The organism is Streptomyces sp. H51 (assembly GCF_035656535.1).
Classification (GTDB): domain Bacteria; phylum Actinomycetota; class Actinomycetes; order Streptomycetales; family Streptomycetaceae; genus Streptomyces.
In genome coordinates this window covers 22,823-43,274 of record NZ_JAYMHD010000077.1, presented here as the reverse complement: position 1 = coordinate 43,274, position 20,452 = coordinate 22,823, and the positions used below count along the sequence as shown (strand labels likewise).

General features: G+C 73.8%; 15 protein-coding genes. 4 read left to right on the top strand and 11 right to left on the bottom strand.

Annotated elements, in window-relative coordinates:
* Positions 1 to 24: 24 nt before the first annotated feature.
* The 3 genes from VKA29_RS29115 to VKA29_RS29105 form a co-directional block, all read right to left on the bottom strand.
* A complete protein-coding gene (locus VKA29_RS29115; protein ID WP_324788983.1) occupies positions 25 to 885 on the bottom strand; it encodes a fumarylacetoacetate hydrolase family protein in 861 nt (286 codons plus the stop codon).
* Positions 886 to 1,051: 166 nt separating this feature from the next.
* Positions 1,052 to 1,477 (bottom strand): nuclear transport factor 2 family protein, encoded by a 426-nt coding sequence (locus VKA29_RS29110; protein ID WP_324788982.1) that lies wholly within the window; start codon positions 1,475 to 1,477, stop codon positions 1,052 to 1,054.
* Positions 1,462 to 1,914 carry a VOC family protein gene (locus VKA29_RS29105; RefSeq protein WP_324788981.1) on the bottom strand — a complete coding sequence of 151 codons (453 nt, stop codon included), beginning with the start codon at positions 1,912 to 1,914 and terminating at the stop codon, positions 1,462 to 1,464. The genes VKA29_RS29110 and VKA29_RS29105 overlap by 16 nt, the downstream gene beginning before the upstream one ends.
* 213 nt (positions 1,915 to 2,127) lie before the next feature.
* Here VKA29_RS29105 and VKA29_RS29100 point away from each other — a divergent pair, with 213 nt between their 5' ends.
* Positions 2,128 to 3,162, top strand: a complete 1,035-nt coding sequence (locus tag VKA29_RS29100) for an aldo/keto reductase (RefSeq protein WP_324788980.1) — start codon at positions 2,128 to 2,130, stop codon at positions 3,160 to 3,162.
* A gap of 628 nt (positions 3,163 to 3,790) precedes the next feature.
* On the opposite strand, the gene VKA29_RS29095 is transcribed toward VKA29_RS29100, so the two are convergent.
* The 8 genes from VKA29_RS29095 to VKA29_RS29060 form a co-directional block, all read right to left on the bottom strand.
* The gene (locus tag VKA29_RS29095) at positions 3,791 to 4,705 is read right to left on the bottom strand and encodes an ABC transporter permease (protein WP_324788979.1); all 915 of its coding nucleotides are present in this window, start codon (positions 4,703 to 4,705) and stop codon (positions 3,791 to 3,793) included.
* On the bottom strand, positions 4,702 to 5,883 hold the full coding sequence (locus tag VKA29_RS29090) for an ABC transporter permease (protein WP_324788978.1): 1,182 nt from the start codon (positions 5,881 to 5,883) through the stop codon (positions 4,702 to 4,704). Before VKA29_RS29090 ends, VKA29_RS29095 begins: the two co-directional genes overlap by 4 nt.
* On the bottom strand, positions 5,880 to 7,436 hold the full coding sequence (locus VKA29_RS29085) for an ABC transporter ATP-binding protein (RefSeq protein WP_324788977.1): 1,557 nt from the start codon (positions 7,434 to 7,436) through the stop codon (positions 5,880 to 5,882). Before VKA29_RS29085 ends, VKA29_RS29090 begins: the two co-directional genes overlap by 4 nt.
* A 30-nt stretch (positions 7,437 to 7,466) precedes the next feature.
* Positions 7,467 to 8,555 carry a BMP family ABC transporter substrate-binding protein gene (locus VKA29_RS29080; protein ID WP_324788976.1) on the bottom strand — a complete coding sequence of 363 codons (1,089 nt, stop codon included), beginning with the start codon at positions 8,553 to 8,555 and terminating at the stop codon, positions 7,467 to 7,469.
* 449 nt (positions 8,556 to 9,004) lie between these two features.
* Positions 9,005 to 10,381, bottom strand: coding sequence for an amidohydrolase family protein (locus tag VKA29_RS29075; RefSeq protein WP_324788975.1), 1,377 nt, complete (start codon positions 10,379 to 10,381; stop codon positions 9,005 to 9,007).
* The gene (locus VKA29_RS29070; protein ID WP_324788974.1) at positions 10,378 to 11,400 is read right to left on the bottom strand and encodes a zinc-binding dehydrogenase; all 1,023 of its coding nucleotides are present in this window, start codon (positions 11,398 to 11,400) and stop codon (positions 10,378 to 10,380) included. Before VKA29_RS29070 ends, VKA29_RS29075 begins: the two co-directional genes overlap by 4 nt.
* A gap of 713 nt (positions 11,401 to 12,113) precedes the next feature.
* The gene (locus VKA29_RS29065; protein ID WP_324788973.1) at positions 12,114 to 13,340 is read right to left on the bottom strand and encodes a helix-turn-helix domain-containing protein; all 1,227 of its coding nucleotides are present in this window, start codon (positions 13,338 to 13,340) and stop codon (positions 12,114 to 12,116) included.
* A gap of 12 nt (positions 13,341 to 13,352) precedes the next feature.
* Positions 13,353 to 14,801, bottom strand: a complete 1,449-nt coding sequence (locus tag VKA29_RS29060; protein ID WP_324788972.1) for an aldehyde dehydrogenase family protein — start codon at positions 14,799 to 14,801, stop codon at positions 13,353 to 13,355.
* A 143-nt stretch (positions 14,802 to 14,944) separates the two neighbouring features.
* Between VKA29_RS29060 and VKA29_RS29055 the strand changes: the two genes are divergently transcribed.
* The 3 genes from VKA29_RS29055 (at position 14,945) to VKA29_RS29045 (ending at position 19,982) form a co-directional block, all read left to right on the top strand.
* Positions 14,945 to 16,027 carry an NAD(P)-dependent alcohol dehydrogenase gene (locus VKA29_RS29055; RefSeq protein ID WP_324788971.1) on the top strand — a complete coding sequence of 361 codons (1,083 nt, stop codon included), beginning with the start codon at positions 14,945 to 14,947 and terminating at the stop codon, positions 16,025 to 16,027.
* Between the two features lie 298 nt (positions 16,028 to 16,325).
* A complete protein-coding gene (locus VKA29_RS29050) occupies positions 16,326 to 18,578 on the top strand; it encodes a cytochrome P450 (RefSeq protein ID WP_324788970.1) in 2,253 nt (750 codons plus the stop codon).
* A 261-nt stretch (positions 18,579 to 18,839) separates the two neighbouring features.
* Complete coding sequence (locus VKA29_RS29045; protein WP_324788969.1) at positions 18,840 to 19,982, top strand: acetamidase/formamidase family protein; 1,143 nt, start codon at positions 18,840 to 18,842, stop codon at positions 19,980 to 19,982.
* Positions 19,983 to 20,452 lie beyond the last annotated feature (470 nt).

Genomic DNA, 20,452 nt, shown 5'->3' with positions numbered 1-20,452 from the left:
CTGGGCTCCAGGGTGAGGGGACGGTCAGCTGACCGGTTCGGCCAGCCGCTTCTCGCGCGGTGCGGCGTCCGCGGGACGCGCGATGCGGGTGACGAGGGGCAGTACGCCGTCCACCTCGACGCTCACCTCGTCGCCGTCGGCGAGGAAGCACGCGCGGTCCTGGCCGGTGCCGGCCGGGGTTCCGGTGAGGACGACGTCGCCGGGTTCGAGCGCGGCGAACCAGGACAGCCTGCTGAGCAGATCGGCGACCGGGAAGATCATTCCGGCGCTGGTGTCGTCCTGGACGAGCTGCCCGTTGACCCGGGTCCGTACGGCGATCGCCTCGCGGTCGGCGAGTGCGTCGGGCGTGCAGACGGACGCGCCGAGCGGGGTGAACCCCGGGTAGCTCTTGGCGAGGGCGGGCGTGCCGGTAGTGCGCATGACATCCCGGGCCGTCATGTCGTTGGCGGCGGTGATGCCGGCAACGGCGGGCCAGACCTCCGACGCGGCCGCCTGGTACAGCCGGCGCCCGACGACGACCGCGATCTCGCCCTCGTAGTCGGGTTCGGCCGCGCCCGGCGGGATCACCGCCTGCGCGCCGGGCGGCAGGACCCCCGAGGACGCGGCCAGGTACAGGATCGGCTGCTCGGGCAGCCCCCTGCCGGTCAGCTCCGCCTTCGACAGGTAGTTGAGCCCGACGCCCCACACCGCGTGGGGACGGCCCAGTGGTGCCGTGAGTTCGGCCTCGTCCAGAGCGATGCGCCGGCGTACCGCGCAGGTCGCCAGGGACTGCAGCGAGCCCTCCTGCTCGAGGACCGCGCCGATGTGCGGAAAAGCGGTGGCCAACAGGGCGACAGCCCCGTTCTCGATCCGGCCCAGGCCGGCCTGCGTCGTGACTACTCGCATGGCGAGCATCTTTTATTGCGAGACGCCATCATGTCAAGCGATACGGAAGCGTCGGTCGGGCACGCGCCGACACCCCGTCCGCGCGGCAGGCGGACGGGGTGTCGGAAGGCTGATCTCCGCTGGTGGGGCGGGTTGTTCAGGGTCTCGGGACGTGCCTGATAGAGCGTCAGGCGAGCTGGCGGTGCACCTCGCCGCTGTCCCAGTAGTCCGTGCGGCGGGTGATGAGCCCGCCGGCGACGGTGAACAGGAAGACCCCGCGGATCCGCACGGGGCGGTCGCCCGCCGAACGCATCCGGAACGTCATGACGTACGGCACCGCGGCCGAGTCGCCGTCGACGAGGACGCGCTCGGGCACGTAGCGCAGGTCCGCGAAGTCCTCCAGGAACCCGGTCAGCGCCGCGCGGTACTCGGCGCGGCCCCGGCGGCTGTGTCCCAGCGACGAGGTGTGGTCGTTGACGAAGTCCTCGGCCACGCAAGCCGCCACGGCGTCGGCGTCATGCGCGTTCAGCGCCGCGAGGTACGCCTCGACGGCGGCACGGGTGGCTGCGCCCGTGCCCTTGTCTGTCTCGTCGGCGGTCAGTCCGAACCCCACTTCTTCCGGACGGTGTCGAACACCCGCTGGTCGTGCGAGATCTCGACGACGTTGCCGTCCGGATCCTTCAGGGCGCAGATGTAGCCCACGGGGTCGGGCATCTGCCGGGGTTCCCAGTGCAGGCAGCCCAGTTCGCGGGCCCTGTCCGCCATGGCGTCGACGTCCTCGCGCGCCGGCACCTCGATGCCGATGTGCGCGAAGGGGTGCAGCAGGCCCAGCTGGTTGCCCCTGTCCTTGTCGAAGGACACCAGGACGAGCACGAACGGCGTCTCCACCTGCTGGTCGTTGGAGAGCCAGACGCTCTCGCCGTCGGCGTCCTTGAACCGCTCGACCACGACCAGCGGGGTCAGCGAGGTGTAGAACTCGATCGCCTTGTCGAGGTCCCCGGTGGGCAGCGCGACGTGAGTCCAGCGGGCCGAGGTGAGACCGGTGGCCACAGTGCCTCCATCGTGAGAGGTGCGGGAGAGGTGCGAATTTCCTCGAGGTTAGACACACCCGCGGGCGCCGGTCGATGTGCTGCGGACACAACACGCGGGCCGGGAACGCTGACCCCGCGCGACATCGGCCGTGGGCCCGCCGCCGTGGGAGCCTGCGCGGGACCGCCCTGCCGCCGACAGCGGGGGCGCCGACACGGAAGACGAGGGCCAGGCGTGCAGTACCGGATTCTGGGCGGGACGGGCATCGAGGTGAGCGGACTGTGCCTCGGCACGATGATGTTCGGGGCCTGGGGCGACAGGGACGAGGCGGAGTGCCGGCGCATGGTCGCGACGGCGCTGGACGCCGGGGTCAACTTCGTCGACACCGCCGACGTGTACGCCTTCGGCGAGTCGGAGGAGATCCTCGGCCGGGCGCTGAAGGGGCGGCGCGACGACGTCGTCCTGGTGTCGAAGTTCCACAACGAGATGCCCGCCGGTCCGCTCGACCGCAACCGGCGCGGCAACTCCCGGCTGTGGATCACCCGCGCCGTGGAGGGCAGCCTGCGCCGGCTGGGCACGGACCACCTCGACGTGTACCTCGTCCACCGTCCCGACCCCCGCACCGACGTCGAGGAGACCCTCGGCGCGCTGAGTGACCTGGTGCGGGCGGGCAAGGTACGGGCGATCGGCACGTCCAGCTTCCCCGCCGAGGAGATCGTCGAGGCGCAGTGGGCGGCACGGCGCACCGGCCGTGAGCGGTTCACGGTGGAACAGCTGTCGTACTCGGTCCTGGCCCGGCACGCGGAGGCCGCCGCGCTGCCCACCGCGCAGCGGCACCGGATGGGCGTCATGGTCTGGAGCCCGCTGAACGGCGGCTGGCTGACCGGCAAGTACCGGGCGGGTGCCGAACCGGCGGGCGACTCGCGCGCGCGGACCAACGGCGACCACTTCGACTACGCCGACGCGCGGGTGCGCGAGCGCAAGCTGGCGGTCGTCGAGGAACTCGTGCGCCTCGCCGCCGACGAGGGCTGCACGCTCGTGGAACTGGCCCTGCGGTTCGTGCTCGCCCATCCCGGCGTCACCTCGGCCGTCATGGGCCCGCGCACCCACGACCAGCTCCTGACGCAGCTGACGGCGGTGGACCGGCCGCTGTCCGCGGCGGCGCTGGACCGGATCGACCAGCTGGTCGCGCCGGGCAGCGCGCTCAACCCGCGCGACACCGGCTACACGCCGCCGCCGCTGGAGAACGCGGCGCTGCGCCGCCGCTGAGCCGACCCGCCCGCCGCCACGGCGGAGGTCGGTCCGGCTGCCGCCACGGCGGAGATCGGCTCGGCTGTCGTGCGGCGGAGGTCGGTCCGCCTGCTTCATGGCGGAGGTCGGCTCGGCTTCGTATGGCGGAGGCCGGTCCGCCCGCTTCATGGCGGAGGTCGGTCCGGCTGTCGTGCGGCGGAGGTCGGCTCGGCTGGCGTGCGGCGGAGGCCGGTCCGCCTGCTTCATGGCGGAGGCCGGTCCGCCCGCTTCATGGCGGAGGTCGGTCCGGCTGCCGCCACGGCGGAGGTCGGCTCGGCTGTCGTGCGGCGGAGGCCGGTCCGCCTGCTTCATGGCGGAGGCCGGTCCGCCCGCTTCATGGCGGAGGTCGGTCCGGCTGCCGCCACGGCGGAGGTCGGCTCGGCTGTCGTGCGGCGGAGGCCGGTCCGCCTGCTTCATGGCGGAGGCCGGTCCGCCCGCTTCATGGCGGAGGTCGGTCCGGCTGTCGTACGGCGGAGGTCGGCTCGGCTGGCGTGCGGCGGAGGCCGGTCCGCCTGCTTCATGGCGGAGGTCGGCCCGCCCGCCGCCACGGCGGAGGCCGGCCCCGCGAGTGGGCGGGGCCGGCCTCGGTCCGTGCCGGGTTCGTCGGTCAGGCGGACCCTCGCTCGAAGGGCCGGCCCAGCGCGGCCGGTTCCCGGTGCTGGGTGGTGAACAGCAGCATGGCCAGCAGCGCCAGCAGGTACGGAGCCGCGACGAGCAGCTGGGCGTTGAGGGTGATCCCGAGCGGCGGCAGCGCCATCCGCAGCGCGTCGGACAGGCCGAACACCAGGCAGCCGAGCAGGGTCCGGCCCAGCCGCCACGCCCCGAAGATGACCGCGGCGATGACGATGTAACCGCGCCCGGCGGTCATGTTCTGGTTGAACGAGCCGACCTCGCCGACCGCCAGGTACGCGCCGCCCAGACCGGCCATCGCGCCGCACCACAGCAGTGCCTGGCGGCGCCGTAGGTTGACCTTGATGCCGGTGACGTCGGCGGCCTGCGGGTTCTCTCCCACCGCCCGCAGTTCCAGGCCCCAGCGGCCGCGCTCCACCAGCCACCAGGTCAGCACGATCAGCGGAATCAGCAGGTAGGCGGGCCAGCGCACGGCGAACAGCGGCTCGCCGATGACCGGGATGTCCGCCAGCAGCGGGATGGACACCACCCCGACCTGGTGCGAGGAGAACTGCTGCGTCGTGATCAGGTAGCTCGTCAGGCCGAGCACCAGCGCGTTCAGCACCAGGCCGACGACGAAGGTGTTGATCTGCACCCGGTGCGAGAGGTTGCCGTGCACCAGGCCGATGACGAGACCGGTCAGGACGCCGACGAGCAGGCCGGTGGTGGCGCTGCCGGTCGCGCTCGCGGCGGCGACGGAGGTGAACGCGGAGCCGAGCATCATGGCCTCGACGGAGATGTTCATCGTGCCGGCCCGCTCGGCCACGTACTCGCCGCAGGCGGCGAGGGCGAGCGGAACGGTCAGCCGGACGCCGCTCGCGAGAATGGTGGAGGTGCTGTCCAGAGCGCTCACGCGACCACCTTCACTTTGGCCGGGACGACGGACACGGCGGGCTCGGCCGACGGCCTGGCCCCGCGGCGCCCGGTGAAGACGCCGACGAGGAGCGGCGGCACGACGAACGCGAGCACCAGCAGCGCCTTGACGACGTCGACGAGGTAGTACGGCACGCCGGTCGCCGAGAGGAAGTCGCCGCCGGAACGCAGCACGGCGAACACGAACGACACCGGGACCGCGACCAGGGGACGGTTGCGGGCGACGAGCGCGACGAGCAGGCCGTCCCAGCCGACGTTGTCGGCGAGTCCGCCCTGCAGCCGGTTGGTGCTGACCGGGCTGGCCAGCAGCAGCCCGCCCGCGAGCCCGGCGAAGGCGCCCGACAGGGTGAGGGTGAGACCGCTGAGCGCGGCCACCCGGACCCCGGTGTGCTGGGCGGTGCGCCGGTTCAGCCCGACCATCCGCACCCGGAAGCCCCACCGGCTGCGGGTCAGCACGAGGGCCACGCCGGCCGCGGCGGCGAGCGCGATGAACAGGCCCGTGTTGAGCTGGAGCGACGGGTACTGCCCGAAGTCCGCGAGCCGGGCGCCCGCGGGCAGCGGGTTGGACTGGGCGTCGGCGATGCCGGAGGAGCCCTGCGCGCTCTCCTGGAGGAACCACGGGGTGCTGACCGCGAACGTGACGAGCTGGAGGGCGAGGAACGTCATCAGCATGGTGCTCACCGTGACGTTGACGCCGCGGTAGCGGTACATCAGGGCGCTGAGGGCGGCCCAGGCGCCGCCGCCGACGGCCGCGGCGGCCATCACCACGACGACCAGCATCGGGCCGGGCACGGCCAGCCGCAGCCCGACCCAGGCTCCGGCCAGCCCGCCGATGAGCACCTGGCCCTCCTGGCCGATGTTGAACGTGCCCGCGGCCGCGCAGACGCACGCGCCGACCGCGACCAGCAGCAGCGGCGCCGCGTTGAGCAGCGTCGTCGTCCAGCCGGTGGCGTTGGCCAGGCTGCCGGTCCATATCGCGGCCGCCGAGGCGCCGGGCGAGGCGCCGGTCAGCATGAGCAGCACGGCGGACGCGCCCAGGGCGACGGTGACGAGGGCGACGGTGACGCCCGCCGTCAGCCAGCCGTCGCGCCCGGGGCGGAGCCGGGCGAGGAGGCGCCGGGCGACCTCGTCGGGGGCCGGCAGGGAGGCGGTGTTCATGCGGCCTCACCGCCGACCAGCATGCCGAGCCGCTCGGGGGTCGCCTCGGAGACGGGAAGCGCGCCGGTGATCCGCCCGGAGGAGATCACCGCGATCCAGCCGGCAAGGGCCATGACTTCCTCCAGTTCGGTGGAGATGAGCAGCACTCCTACGCCGTCGGCGGCCGCCGCGCGCAGCCGGGCGTACATGTCCTCGATGGCGCCGACGTCCAGCCCGTGGGTGGGCTGCGCGGCCACCAGGACGCGGGTGTGGCCCGACAACTCCCGCGCGAGCACGACCCGTTGCTGGTTGCCGCCGGAGAGGCTGCGCACGGGTGCGTCCAGCGACGGCGTGACGATGTTGAACTCGTCGGCGAGGCGGCGGGCCTCGGCCAGCATCGCCCGCCGCCGCACCAGGAACCGGCCGCTGACCTTGTCGAGCGACTTCATGGTCAGGTTCTCGGCGACGCTCATGTCGAGGACGACGCCGCTCTGGTGCCGGTCCTCCGGGACGATGCCGAGGCCGGCCTTCGACAGCGCGCCGGGCCGGGTCACGTCGATCTCCTGCCCGGCGACCTCGATGGTGCCGGCGGTGGGCACGACGAGCCCGGAGAGGACGTCGCCCAGCATCGCCTGGCCGTTGCCCTCGACGCCGTAGAGGGCGACGATCTCGCCCGCCCCGACGGTCAGCTCGACGCCGTCGAGCACCTTGACCCCGCCGTGCTCCACGGTGAGTCCGGCGAGGCGCAGCACGTGCCCGCCGCTGTCGTGGCCGCAGTCCCGCGCGGTGCGTGTGTTCTGCACCGGCAGCAGGCCGAGGGCGGCGCCCTCCTCGCCGAGCGACACCTCACGGCCCACCATCTGCTGGGCGAGCAGCTGCGGGGTGGTCTCGGCGGTGACCGCCCGGAAGGCGACCCGGCCCTTGCGCAGGACCGTCACGCGGTCCGTGGCCCGGGCGATCTCGGCGAGCTTGTGACTGATGAGGATGACGGCGCGCCTCTCCTCCTGCACCACCCGGCCGAGCACGGCGAACAGTTCCTCCGACTCGGCCTGGGTGAGCACCGAGGTGGGCTCGTCGAGGATCAGGATCTGGGGATCGCGCCGCAGGCACTTCACCACCTCGACCCGCTGCCGCTCGCCGGCCGACAGGGTTCCGACGCGGGCCTCCGGGTCGATCGGCAGCCCGTACCGCGCGGAGACCTCGGCGATCTCGGCGCAGACGGCCTGCTTGTCCACCTTGCCGCTGTCGCCGAGCGCCACGTTCTCCCACACGGCCAGCGCGTCGATGAGGCTGAAGTGCTGGTGCACCATGCCGATGCCCAGCTCGGCCGCTTCCTGCGGGCTGTCGAGCGCGACCTCCTCACCGCGCACCAGGACCCGGCCGGTGTCCCGGCGGACCAGCCCCAGCAGGACCTTCATGAGGCTGGACTTGCCCGCCCCGTTCTCGCCCAGGAGTCCGTGGATCTCGCCGGCGTCGACCCGGAGGTCCACCGCGTCGCAGGCCGTGACCGAGCCGTAGGACTTCGTGATGCCGTGCAGCTCGAGAAGGGGAACCGCTGAAGCCGTCGGTGTCATCGCTGCATCTTCCTCGTCGGGGTCGGCAGATCAGCCAAGGCGCTTGACCTCGGCGGCCGGGTCGATCTCCTTGCTGCCGATCTTCTTGATGAAGTCCGCCAGCTTCTGGGCCTCGTCGCCCTCGGGGTCGCAGATCTTCACGGTCGGGTAGGGGTCGACGCCCAGCTGCCACATGCGCGTGCTGCCCATCTTCAGGTTGTTCCTGGCGAACTCCCGCAGCGCGGCCTGGAAGTAGTCGCCGGGGCTGTAGATGGCCGAGATGTCGAACTTCGGGCTGGTCGAGGCGCACCGGTCGGTGCCCGGGGTGAGGGTCAGCACCTTGTTGGCGTTCGCCAGCTGGGCCGAGGCGTCGGTCGCGCCGCCGAGGTAGGGGTAGACGACCTTGGCGCCCTGGCTGATCTGGGCCTGCGTGGCCTCCTTGGCCTTGGCCGAGTCGTTGAAGTCGCCGGTGTAGGTGGTGGTCAGCTGGGCCTTCGGGACGACCTCGCGGATGCCCGCCAGGAAGGCCTTGGCGGCGGCGACGCTGAAGTCCGCCTTGACGCCGGTGATGAACCCGGCCTTGGTGTCGCCGGCCGCCTTCATCTTCAGACCCGCGGCGTAGCCGGCGACCAGCATGGACTGGTTCGGGTCGTCGGTGGACAGCATGACCTTGGGGGTCTGGTCGATGTTCGCCGACGAGGGCACGTACCAGGCGGTCTTGGCGCAGACCGGTTCCTCGGAGGCGGGGATGGCGGTCTTCAGTTCGCTCGCGCCGAGCGCGACCATGTCGACCTTCTGCTGGCACAGCGCGCGGGCCGCGTTGAGCGCGTCGTTCACGGGGACGCTGCCGCGCTTGATGACCTTCCAGCCCTTCTCCTCGGCGAACGCGTCCGCTCCGTCGACGAAGCTCTGGTAGTAGCCGTGGTCGTTGATGTCGCCGGGGCTGAGGACGCCGATGACGACCTTGCCGTCGCCGTTGAGGTCGGGCTGCTCGAGACCCTTGCCGCCGCTGTCGCTCGCCGAGGTGTCCGTCTTGGCTGCGGTCGCGTCGTTGCTTGCGCAGCCGGCGAGCGCGAGGGCTCCCGCGAGGGCGAGGCCGACCGCGGCTCGGGGACGGCGGAGGGTGCTTCTCGTGGTCATGTGCGTCGTTCCATTCGCTCAGGGTGTCGCTCGGGGGTGTGGCTGAGTGGAGTCGCTTCGTGGAGTCGCTGGGGGTGTCGGTCGGTGGTGCCGCCCCGGCGGGTCGGGTGGTGCCGCCGGGTGGGGCGGTGGTGAGGGCCGGGTGGGGCGGTGGTGAGGGCCGGGCGGGGTGATCGGACGGCAGGACCGCCTCGGGGGCGGAGACGGCCGGGTCGTCAGCGGTGGTGCCGACGGCCGCGGCGGGCACGAGGGGTACGCCGGGGACGCCGGGTACGCCGGTGGAGTAATCGCCGGCCGGCGCTGTCCGCGCCGGCGCCGCGGGGGTGTGCGGCGGCCTCCGCCCCGGTGCGCCCGGAGGCCGGGGCCGGCGCGGGCCCGGCCCTGTCGATGACGTTCAACGGTTGGTCTCCCTCCCTGGGTGGCCGCCGGTTCTCCGGGCCGGGCCGGACTTACCGGGTGGCCACCGGCTGGGGCCAGGCCGGGCGGGGTGCGAGGCCGGCCCGCCGCAGGAGGGCGGCGGACCGTTCGGCGGCGGCCTCGGCGACGGCCGCGAGGTCGACGCCGGTCGGCCGCCGGTCGCGGAACACGACACGGCCGTCGACCACCACGTCGCGTACGGTGCGGGAGACATGACCCCAGACGAGCTGGCGGGCCAGGTCGCCCCTGGGCATCCAGGCGGGATCGGCCGCGTCCAGTACGACGATGTCGGCGGCCTTGCCCACTTCGAGGGAGCCGATCCGGTCGCCGAGCCCGATCGCCTCGGCGCCGTCGACGGTCGCGAGGGCGAAGGCCTGCTCGGCGCGGACCGGGTCGGGCAGGTCCCGGTCGCGTTCCAGGGCGGCGAACAGGTAGGCGGCCAGCAGGACGTCCGGGGCGTCGCCCGCGTTGTGCGCGTCGCAGCCCAGGGCGATCCGGCCGCCCCGCCGTACCAGTTCGGCGTGGCGCGACGCGCGCGTGTACCCCTGGGCGAGCCGCAGGTAGGCGCCCGGGCAGGCGGCGACCGCGGTACCGGTCTCCAGGATCGCGTCGACCTCCGCGTCGTCGAGCCACACGGCGTGGCCCAGCAGCAGGCGCGGGCCGAGCACCCCCAGCTCACGGAAGTGGACCACCGGGCGGCGCGCGCAGCGCAGCGCGTACGCGTCGATATCGGCGGGGCCCGGCGAGATGTGCCAGGTCAGTCCGGTGTCGAGCCGTTCGGCGAGGGCCGCCGCCCCGGTGAGGAGTTCGTCGCTGACCAGGTTGTGGCCGACGAGCGTCACCCAGCCGGTGACCGGACCGGTGGCCGGCAGGGAGCGGACGATGTCTTCCTGCCGGGCGAGCACCTCGTCGGCGGGCGCGCCCAGCGGCACCCCCTCGGCGTCCCAGCCCCAGCCGCCGACCCGCGCGCGGACGCCCGCGGCGCCGAGGCCCGCGGCGGCGCGTTCCGGGAAGGCCACCGTGCCCGGTTCCAGCACCGTGGTGATGCCCCGGGACAGGCACTCCACGGCGGTGATCGTCGCGGCCAGTTCGTCGTCGTCGCCGTCGGCGGCGGCGTGCAGCGGGACGATCCAGTCGAAGATCGACTCCTGGGAGCCGATGTCGTCCGGGATCATGCTGCGCACGAGCGGGTCGACGGTGGTGTGCTGGTGGGCGTCGACCAGGCCCGGGATCACCACGCAGCCCGAGGCGTCGATCTCCCGCGCCGCCGGGAAGCGGGCCCGCAGTTCCCCGGCGGTGCCGAGCGCGGCGATGCTGTCGCCGGACACGGCGACCGTCGTACGGGTGAGGACGCGCCGGGCGGGGTCCATCGTGACGACGTCGCCGCCCGTGATCAGCAGATCGGTCACGGCTCGATCACCACCTTGCCGATGGTGCCGCGGGCGGCGAGCACGTCCCAGGCCTCGGCCAGGTCCCCGAGCGGGAACCGGGCGGCGGTGGGCAGGTGCAGGCCGTCGGCGAAGCAGGCCGAGGTGGCGGCGACGAAGTCGGCCGAGGTGTAGCCGCCGGCGCCCAGCAGCCGCAGGCCGCGGTGGAAGACCTCCCGGAGCGAGAACGACACCTCGTCGCCGCTGGTGTTGCCCATCATCAGCAGACGTCCGCGGACGCCGAGGCAGTCGAGTGAGGTGCGCCAGGTGTCGGTGCCGACGTGGTCCAGGACCAGGTCCGCGCCGGCGCCGTCGGTGAAGGCCGACACCGTCTTCACCGCGTCGGGGTCGTCGTTGGGCAGCACCAGGTCGGCGCCGGCCGCGCGGGCGGCGGCCCGCTTGGCGTCGCTGCCGGCGAAGGCGACGACACTGGCGCCCGCCCGCCTGGCGAGCCCGATGGCCGCCAGGCTGACGGCGCTGGCGCCCGCGTGGACGACGAGGGTCTCACCGGCGGCGAGCCGGCCGAGGGTGTGGACCGCGTGCCACGCCGTCGCGTAGGCGGTGGGCAGTGTGACGGCCGCGGCGAGCGGTACGGAGTCGGGGACCCGGACGATCGATTCCGCGGACGCCCGTACGAACTCGGCCAGCGCGCCCGGGGCGTTGCCGCCGAGCACGCGCGGTCGGACGCAGTACGCCCGGTCGCCCACCGCGCAGCGCGGGCAGCTGCCGCAGCCCTGGGTGGGATCGGCGATGACCCGGTCACCGGGGACGACGGTGGCGACCTCGGTCCCGGTCGCCACCACCGTTCCGGCGAGGTCCATGCCGGGTACGTGCGGGAGGCGGAAGTCGGGGAGCAGGCCCGGTCCCCTGAGCTGAAGGAGGTCCAGGCGGTTCAGCCCGCAGTACTCGACCTCGACGACGATGTCGCGAGGGCCGCACACCGGTTCCGGGACTTCCCGCGGGGACACGGCCTCGGGCCCTCCGAAATCGGTCTGCACCATGGCTCGCACCGGCTGCCCTCCTCCCTGATCCGTCTCGCATTGCGAGTCGGTGGAACGTATTGCGAGGTACTCTGCCCCCGCCGAACGGCCGTGTCAACGCTCCTGTGGAACATCTTCGTTTCGTAGGTTTTTCGTGTGAGCGCTCGGCTCCGCACCGCTCACGGCGCAGGCCGGAGCGGGTGGGAAACGGACCCGCGGCCCGGTGCCCGGGCGCGTGCGACCCGTCGGCGGCGCGGCGCACGGCTCGCCGCGCCCGCCCGGCGGCAACTCCCGCGCTCGCAGGTCACGCGCGGGGTCGATGGCGGGTGGCGGCGTGTCACACGCGCGGCCGGGTGCGGGTGGCCGTGCCCGCGCAGGTCGTGTCCGTGCAGGCCGTGTCCGTGCAGGCCGTGCGCGTGCAGGCCGTGCGCGTGCAGGTCGTGTCCGTGCAGGCCGTGCGCGTGCAGGCCGTGCGCGTGCAGGTCGTGTCCGTGCAGGTCGTGTCCGTGCAGGTCGTGTCCGTGCAGGTCGTGTCCGTGCAGGTCGTGCGAGCGTCGGCGGCGGGCGTCAGGCGCGGGGGCGGTGGCCGGGCGGCGGTGCGAGTCCGGCGGCCCGGCGGAGCAGGGCACGCGCGCGCGTCGCGCGCGGGGGCAGCGGACGGGGCGGGGCATCGGACGGGGGCGGCGTGGCGCCCGTGGGGTCGGTGGCCCGGTGGTGGCACGTCCCGCACGGGGTCAGCGGCCGGCCGGCACCGCACCGTCGTCGTCCACGCCGCGCAGGCGCCGGTCGTCGGCGGCGAGGAGGTCCAGGGCCGCGAGCGCCAGATGGAGTTCCGCGGCGGCGTCGGGCAACAGGGGATCGGTGCCGAGGAGGTTCTTGATCTGCCGCACCCGGTAGCCCACCGAGTTGCGGTGCAGGTGGAGCTGTTCGGAGACGCTCTGCCGACTGCCCCGCTCGGCCAGCCAGGCCCGCAGGGTGGCCATCAGCTCGGGTCGCCGCAGGACCGGCCCGAGGTGCGCCTCGGCGTACGCCTCGAGCCGGGCGCGGGGGAGCGGCAGCAGCATCTGGACGACCCCGCAGCCGTCGTAGGTGAGCAGCGGGACGTGCCGGGTCCGGGCCAGGCCGAGCAGTCGTTCGGCCTCGGTGAAGGACCGGGCCAGGTCCTCGGGCGAGTCGGGGTGGGAGCCGCTCGCCGCGACGACATGGTCCGCCGACTCGTCGCCGGTCATCAGGCGCAGCCGGTTGCGCAGCCGGGCGAGCACGGCCTCACCCGGCACCACGGTCCACGCCGTGCGCGCCTCCTGCTGCACCGGGTGCTCCAGCCAGGCCAGCGCGGTGGACCAGGCACGCAGCCGGGAGCCGCTGTAGTGCAGTACGGCACCGGCCGGCGGCCGCTGCGGATCGATCCCCAGCGACGCGGCCGCCGCGCGCTGCGACGGGCTCACCGTGCCGGACCGCAGCGCCGCGACGACATCGGCCGGCGTGTGCCGCGGGGGAGCCTCGGCGGACTCCTCGCCCGTGCGCACCGCGTCGATGAGCAGCGCGGTGACCGCGGCGCCCGCCAGCGCCCGTACCCGGGGATCACCGGGACCCAGGGTCAGCAGCACCCCGGCCACGGTCGCCCCGGCCCGTACCGGCAGCGCCGTCGCCCGCAGTCCGTCGAGGGTGTCGACCACCTCTCCGGCGGTGCCGGCGAGCACGCCGTGCGCCACCGCGGCCGGCACGCCGGCGCCGCCGTCGGTGGCCGCCAGCGGCACGCCCCGCGCGGACAGCAGGCGCGCGGGCCGCCCGGTCGCTCCGCACAGCGCGCGGAGCACGTCCGAGCGCGCGGCGCCGGCGAGCACCGCCTCGGTCAGTTCCCGCTCCAGGGCGGCGGGTTCGGCGTCCGGTCCCGGCCCTCCCCGGGCCGCGCCGGACCACGCTCCAACGGTTCCAACGGTTCCAACGGTGGTGATACCCATGGGCTCTCGCTCTCAGCGGTCCAGCAGCCGGACGGCCACACCCTTCTCCTGCGTGTACTCGCGCAGCGCCGCGTACCCGCCGCCCCGGCTGAAGCCGCTGTCCTTCTGCATGTTGAACGGGAAGCCGATCACTCCCGCGTCGTGGAACTGGTTGACCGCGACCTGCCCGGAGCGGACGTCCTTCGCCAGCCGCAGCGCCCGGGAGATGTCGTTGCTCCAGATGCAGGCCAGCAGGCCGAAGTCGGTGGCGTTCATCAGCTCGGTCGCCTCGGTGGCGTCGCGGAAGGACTGGACGGCGAGCACCGGCCCGAAGACCTCCTCGCGGGCGACGCGCATGCCCGCGTCCACCCGGTCGTACACCGTCGGCCGGACGAACCACCCGTCACCGGCGGGCGCACCGCCGGTGACCAGCCGCGCCCCCTCCCGGGGGGCGTCCGCGAGGAAGCCGGCGACCCGGTCGAACTGCGCGGCGCTGACCAGCGGACCCATGTCCAGGTCGGCCTCCCAGGGCCCGGTCTCGACCGCGGCCATGGCGGCGGCGACCCGTTCCACGACCTCGTCGTGCACGGCGGCCTCCACGAGCAGCCGGGAGCCGGCGTAGCAGTTCTGGCCGGCGTTCTCGGTGATCGAGGCGACGATCGCCGGGATCGCCGTGTCGAGGTCGGCGTCGGCGAAGAGCACGTTCGGTGACTTGCCACCGAGTTCCAGTTTCACCGGGACGAGGTTCCGCGCCGCGGCCGCCATGATCGCCCGCCCGGTGGTGGTGGAGCCGACGAAGCTGATGTGGCCGACGTCCGGGTGCGAGGTGAGCGCCACGCCCGCCTCGGGACCGAGCCCCGTGACGACGTTGATCACGCCCGGCGGGAAGCCGGCGCGGCGGGCGAGTTCGACGAGGGCGAACGGGGCCAGCGGCGCGATCTCGGACGGCTTGAGGACGACCGTGTTGCCCGCGGCGAGCGCCGGCGCGACGTTCGCGGCGGTGAGCACGGCGGGCACGTTCCACGGGATGACGACGGCGCACACGCCGTACGGCTCGGGAACCGTGTAGCCCAGGTAGTCGGGGCTGCGGGTCGGCAGCGTCACTCCGGTGAGCTTGTCGGCCGCGCCGGCGAAGTAGTCGATGATGCCGTGGGCGATGTATATGTTCGTCCGGCCGCCGGACAGGGGCTTGCCCACGTCCCGCGCCTCCACGGCCGCGAGCGCCTCGACCTCGGCGACGACCAGGTCGGCCCAGCGCCGGAGCAGTGCCCCGCGTTCGCTCGGGTTGGTCGCCGCCCAGGCGGGGAAGGCGCGGCGCGCCGCGGCGACCGCGTCGTCGACGTCGGCGCCGCCCGCCCGGGCCGTCCTGGTGATCACCTGCTGAGTGGCCGGATCGAGGACGTCCAGCGTGCCGCCGTCGCGGGCCGCGACCCACTCGCCGTCGATGAAGTGCTGGGAAGAAGGGAAGTCAACAGCCGCCATAGGGGGAACCTTGACCGGTCATATCGCGCATGTCAATATGCGATCTCGCAATGCGAGTCAGCGCGAGACGTAGCGAGACGTAGCGAGACAGTGTGAGACGGCGCGAGTCATCGCACGACCGCGCAAGTCACCGAGGAGGCCTTGTGCGCGCCACCGCCGCTCTGCTGGAACACCCCGGACAGCCGTTCGTCCTGACCGAGGTGGACCTGGAGGAGCCCCGTCCCGACGAGGTGCTGGTCCGCGTCGCCGCCGTCGGCATCTGCGGTACCGACCTCGAGTTCGCCACCTTCTTCCCCACGCCCGCGCTGCTCGGGCACGAGGGGTCGGGCGTCGTCGAGAAGGTCGGGGCGCACGTCACCTCGGTGCGCCCGGGTGACCACGTCACCATGTCCTTCACCTCGTGCGGCAGGTGCGCGCTGTGCCGCACCGGCTCGCCCGCCTACTGCCGCGCCTTCGACGCGGTGAACTTCTCCGGCCGCCGGCCCGACGGCTCCACCGCGGTGACCCACGAGGGGCGCGAGGTCAACGCCCACTTCCTCGGCCAGTCGTCGTTCGCCGGTCATGTCGTCGCACCGGAGCGGGCGGTCGTCAGGATCGACCCGTCGCTGGACCTGCTGCGCGCCGGGCCCTTCGGCTGCGGCTTCCAGACCGGCGCCGGGGGCGTGCTCAACGTGCTGCAACCGCGCCCCGGTTCGTCGATCGCGGTCTTCGGGGCGGGGGCCGTCGGCGTGGCCGCCGTCATCGCCGCCGCCCTGAGCGGCTGCGAGGTCGTCGCCGCCGTGGACGTGAACCCGGCCAAGCTGGAGGCGGCGCGCGGCTTCGGCGCCACGCACACCGTCGACTCCTCGGCCGGGGACGCCGCCGGGCAACTCGCCGCCCTCGTCCCGGAGGGGTTCGACTTCGTGATCGACACCACCGGACGCGAGGACGTCCTGCGCGTCGCGGTGGAGGCCCTCGGGCCGCTCGGCCGCGCCGGTGTCATCGGCGTCGGCCCCAGCGAGTCGATGAGCTTCGACTGGCGCAGCATCCTCAACGGCCGCACGGTGACCGGCATCATCGCGGGCTCCAGCCTGCCGCAGCTGTTCCTGCCGCGGCTGCTCGACCTCAACGCCAAGGGCCGGTTCCCGGTCGAGAAGATGATCACCTACTTCCCCTTCGAGCAGATCAACGAGGCCGTCGCGGCCGTCCGGTCCGGCTCGGTCGGCAAGGCCGTACTGACCTTCTGACCTTCCGAGCTTCCCAGCTTCCGAGCTCTTGAGCTTGTGGCCTTCTGGCCTCTCGGCTTTCCGGCCTCCCGGCTTTCTGTCCTCCTGACCCTCTGACTTCTCACCTGCTGACCTGCTGACCTGCCGGGCGCCGTCGTCGAGGCGTCGGGACGGTGCTTCGCGAGACGGTGTTCCACCAGGCGTTGTCACGCGGGCGGCGGCGCCTTAGGGTGACCGGACCGCCGATGAGGCAGCAGACATCCGGTGGCGCGGCCGGACAACACCGCGCACAGGCCCGAGCACGTGGAGCGTGCCCACCATGTCCGCCGACATCGACCTCGACCACCGCGTCGACCCCGAGCGTCACTTCGACGAGCGTCCCCTCGACTTCGACCACCACTCCGCCGAGGCCAACGCCGACCCGGTCTCCTACTACGCGCGCTTCCGCGAGAGCTGCCCGGTGGGCAGCTCGGCCGCACACGGCGGCTTCCACTACACGACGCGCTACGCCGACGTGGCCCGCATCGCCCGCGACGACGCGACGTTCTCCTCGGCCCGCAGCGACCACGGCGGCCAGGGAGTCGGCATCGTCATCCCCAAGGGCCCGGGACTCGAGCAGTACCCGATCGAACTCGACCCGCCCCGCTCGGCCGAGTACCGGAAGCTGATCAACCCGCTGCTGACCCCCGAGGCGGTCGGGCAACTGGTCCCCATGATCGAGCGGCACGCCGCCCGCGTGGTGGACGAGTTCATCGAGCACGGTTCCTGCGACTTCGTCCGCGACCTCACCAACCCGCTGCCGGCCGCGGTCACCCTGGACTGGCTCGGTTTCCCGGAGGACGACTGGGCGAAGCTGGCCGGTCCGGTGCACGACATCTTCGCCGCGCCGGCCGACAGCGAGCGCGCCGCACGCGGGGCCGCCGGGCTGGCCTACATGGACCGGCGCATCCGCGAACTGATCGCCGAACGCCGCACGGCGCCCCGGGCCGACGCGGTCAGCGCGCTGGTGGCCGGCCGGACCGCGGACGGCGGTGAGTTCGGCGAGGACGAGCTGGTGTCGGTGATCGGTCTGCTCATCGCGGGCGGTGTCGACACCACCACCTCCCTGACCGGATCGACCCTCGTGCACCTGGCCCGCCACCCCGAGCAGCGCCGACGGCTGACCGACTCCCCCGATCTGCTCGACACCGCGACCGAGGAATTCCTCCGCGCGTTCGCCCCGTCGCAGTCGATGGCGCGCACGGTCACCCGGGACACCGAGGTCGGCGGCTGCCCGATGCAAGCGGGCGACCGGGTGCTGATCCCGTGGGTCGCCGCGAACCACGATCCCGCCGTCTTCCCCGACCCCGAGCGGGTACGGCTGGACCGCGACGCCAGCCGGCACCTCAGCTTCGGCATCGGATCGCACCGGTGCGCGGGCGCCCACCTCGCCCGTGCCATGTTCCGCGCGATGATGACGCAGGTCCTGACCCGGCTGCCGGACTACCGGGTGATCGAGGAAGGACTGGTGCCCTACCCGACGCGCGGCAACCAGTCCGGCTGGGACGCGATCCCGGTGGTCTTCACCCCCGGCCCCCGGGCGACCGGGACGACGGGCGCGGCCCGCGCGCTGACCACGCCCACCCCGCTGCGGGTGACCTCGGTGCGCGCGGCGGCCGAGGGCGTCGTGGCCGTCGGCCTCGGCCTGCCGGACGGGGGCGAACTGCCCGCCTGGCGGCCCGGCGCGCACGTCGAACTGCGGCTGCCCTCGGGCAGGCTGCGCCAGTACTCGCTGTGCGGGGACCCCGCCGACACCACGACGTGGCGGATCGGTGTCCTGCGCGAGGCCCGGGGGAGGGGCGGGTCGGCCGAACTGCACGAACTGGCCCGCCCGGGAGCCACGTTCACGGTGCGCGGGCCGCGCAACCACTTCCCGCTCGTGGACGCGCCGGCCTACCTGTTCCTGGCCGGCGGCATCGGCGTCACACCGATCCTGGCCATGGTCCGCGAGGCCGCCGGACGCGGCACGCCGTTCTCCGTCGTGTACGGCGGACGCACCCGCGCGACGATGGCGTTCGCCGACGAACTCGCCGCCGTCGCCGGCGACGCGCTGACCCTGCTGCCGCAGGACGAGGCCGGGCTGCCGGACCTCCCCCGGCTGCTGGGCGGACTGGACGCGGACACCGCGGTGTACGCGTGCGGCCCCGGCCCCATGCTCGCGGCGGTCGAGCACGAGTCCGCCCGCCTGGGCCTCACCGACCGGCTCCACCTGGAACGCTTCGCGGCCGGCGACGACCTGGAGACGGCGTTCGACTCCACGGCGAACCGGCCGTTCGAGGTGCGGCTCGCACGCACAGGAGCCACCCTCACCGTGCCGGCCGACCGCCGCCTCATCGAGGTCCTGCGCGATGCCGTCAGCGGCTTGTCCTACGACTGCGAGAAGGGGTACTGCGGCGCCTGCGAGACCCGCGTCCTCGCCGGAACGCCCGAGCACCGCGACTCCGTGCTCAGTGACGAGGAACGCGATGCCGGGCGCACGATGATGATCTGCGTCGGCCGCTGCCGGGGCGAACGGCTCGTCCTCGACCTCTGAGCCCCCGCTCGCCACACCCCGCCCCGCCCCACCGTCACCCCGCCGCAGCGCGGTCCGGCATCAGGACCTCTCGGTCACGACCCCCGCCGGCCCGCGCTGCGGCCTGCGCCCACGCCCACCCCGAACCCCCCCCGCACCCGAACCGCTTGCGAGACGCCATATCGCAATACGGGACACGGTTACGGCACGGACCCGCACCCGAAACGCCATGGCAACGGGACGTTCATAGCGTCGGCCCATCCCTTCCACGAAAGGTGGGCCATGACAGCGACCGACTCGCCCCTCCTCGACGTTGCCGCGACCGGCTTCCCGATCCTCCAGCCCGGCCACGGAGCGATCCCGTCGACCGCCTACGTCCCGGCCACCCCCGGCAACACCCTCTGGGGCCGCCTCCCGTGCGAGGCGGACGCACCGGTCGCCGCGGTCCGGCCGGGCTCCGTCGTCACGGTCGACACCCTCAGCCACGAGGGAGTCCTGGAGGACCAGGGCCGCAACCCGCGCGAGTTCTTCGCCCGTTACGGAGTCGGCGGCGCCCATGTGCTCGACGACGTCCAGCAGATCGCGGACTCCGGCATGCCGCACGACTTCGACGACGACGGACCGCACCTCGTCACCGGCCCGATCGCCGTGGCCGGCGCCCGCCCCGGCGACCTGCTCGCCGTGACCGTCCTCGGCCTGACCCCGCGGGTCCCGTACGGCCTGGTCTCCGCCCGGCACGGCTTCGGCGCGCTCCCCGGCGAGATGCCCGCGCTGCCGGGCCCCGTGATGACCTTCGCGACCGCGCACGCCGACCGCGACGGCGCCTGGGGCCGGATGGCGGTGGACCCGGCGGACCCCTCCCGCGGCTCCCTGCGCTTCCCGCTGCGGCCGTTCCTCGGCGTGATGGGCGTGGCCGTACCCGGCGACGAGCGTCCCCACTCCGTGCCTCCGGGACGGCACGGCGGCAACATCGACGTCGCCCTCCTCGGCGAGGGCGCCACCCTCTTCCTCCCCGTCCAGGTCGACGACGCGCTGGTCTACTTCGGAGACCCCCACTTCGCCCAGGGCGACGGCGAGATCGCCCTCACCGCGTTCGAGGCGTCGTTGCGGGCCACCGTGAGGCTGGAGGTGATACCCGGCGGCGCTGCCCAGCGCCCCGGCAACGGCCGCACGGCCCCGTTCGCCGAGACCGACGACCACCTCGTGCCGATCGGCCTGCACGAGGACCTCGACGAGGCGATGCGCGACTGCGTCCGCTGCGCGCTGGACCTGCTCATGACCGACTACGGCATCGACCGCCACCTGGCGATGGCCTACCTCAGCGCCGCCGGCGACTTCGCCGTCTCCCAGGTCGTCGACGGCGTGAAGGGCATCCACGGGAAGATCCGCAAGTCCGACTTCCGCGAGGTCACCCGACCCCGCTGACCACCGGCCCGCTGCGCGGCAGACGCCCCGGACGGTACACCGAGCTCCGCCCCGGAACCCGCGAGCCCACCCGACCCCGACCACCCCACTACAGCCCCCCGGGCCCACCACCCGGGCCCGCTGCCCGGGCCCGCCATCCGGGCCCGCCATCCGGGCCCGCCATCCGGGCCCGCCATCCGGGCCCGCCAACCGGGTTCGCTGCCCGGGCCCGTCGTCCGAACGCGTCACCCGGGCCTCTCCCTCGGTTCGTCGTCCGAGCGGCCGCCGGCGCCGTGGGCCGGCCGCGATGGGGGCCGGCGCCGCCGCCCCCGCGCCAGTTCGCGGCGGCCGCGTCCCTCGGACCATCGGCCGGACCTGTCCCTCGGTCCGTCGTCCGGGTTCGTCAATCGGCTGGTTGTCGGGGTGCGTTGTTCGGTCCTGCCTGGGCCTGTCGTCCGAGTGGTCGTCCGGGCCTGCCATTCGGTCCGGAC

What these genes read in the sequence shown, in the direction of transcription:
- VKA29_RS29080 (WP_324788976.1), bottom strand. Translation starts at nt 8,555, where the DNA reads ATGACCACGAGAAGCACCCTCCGCCGTCCCCGAGCCGCGGTCGGCCTC.
- VKA29_RS29060 (WP_324788972.1), bottom strand. Translation starts at nt 14,801, where the DNA reads ATGGCGGCTGTTGACTTCCCTTCTTCCCAGCACTTCATCGACGGCGAG.
- VKA29_RS29070 (WP_324788974.1), bottom strand. Translation starts at nt 11,400, where the DNA reads ATGGTGCAGACCGATTTCGGAGGGCCCGAGGCCGTGTCCCCGCGGGAA.
- VKA29_RS29050 (WP_324788970.1), top strand. Translation starts at nt 16,326, where the DNA reads ATGTCCGCCGACATCGACCTCGACCACCGCGTCGACCCCGAGCGTCAC.
- VKA29_RS29090 (WP_324788978.1), bottom strand. Translation starts at nt 5,883, where the DNA reads ATGAACACCGCCTCCCTGCCGGCCCCCGACGAGGTCGCCCGGCGCCTC.
- VKA29_RS29085 (WP_324788977.1), bottom strand. Translation starts at nt 7,436, where the DNA reads ATGACACCGACGGCTTCAGCGGTTCCCCTTCTCGAGCTGCACGGCATC.
- VKA29_RS29115 (WP_324788983.1), bottom strand. Translation starts at nt 885, where the DNA reads ATGCGAGTAGTCACGACGCAGGCCGGCCTGGGCCGGATCGAGAACGGG.
- VKA29_RS29045 (WP_324788969.1), top strand. Translation starts at nt 18,840, where the DNA reads ATGACAGCGACCGACTCGCCCCTCCTCGACGTTGCCGCGACCGGCTTC.
- VKA29_RS29065 (WP_324788973.1), bottom strand. Translation starts at nt 13,340, where the DNA reads ATGGGTATCACCACCGTTGGAACCGTTGGAACCGTTGGAGCGTGGTCC.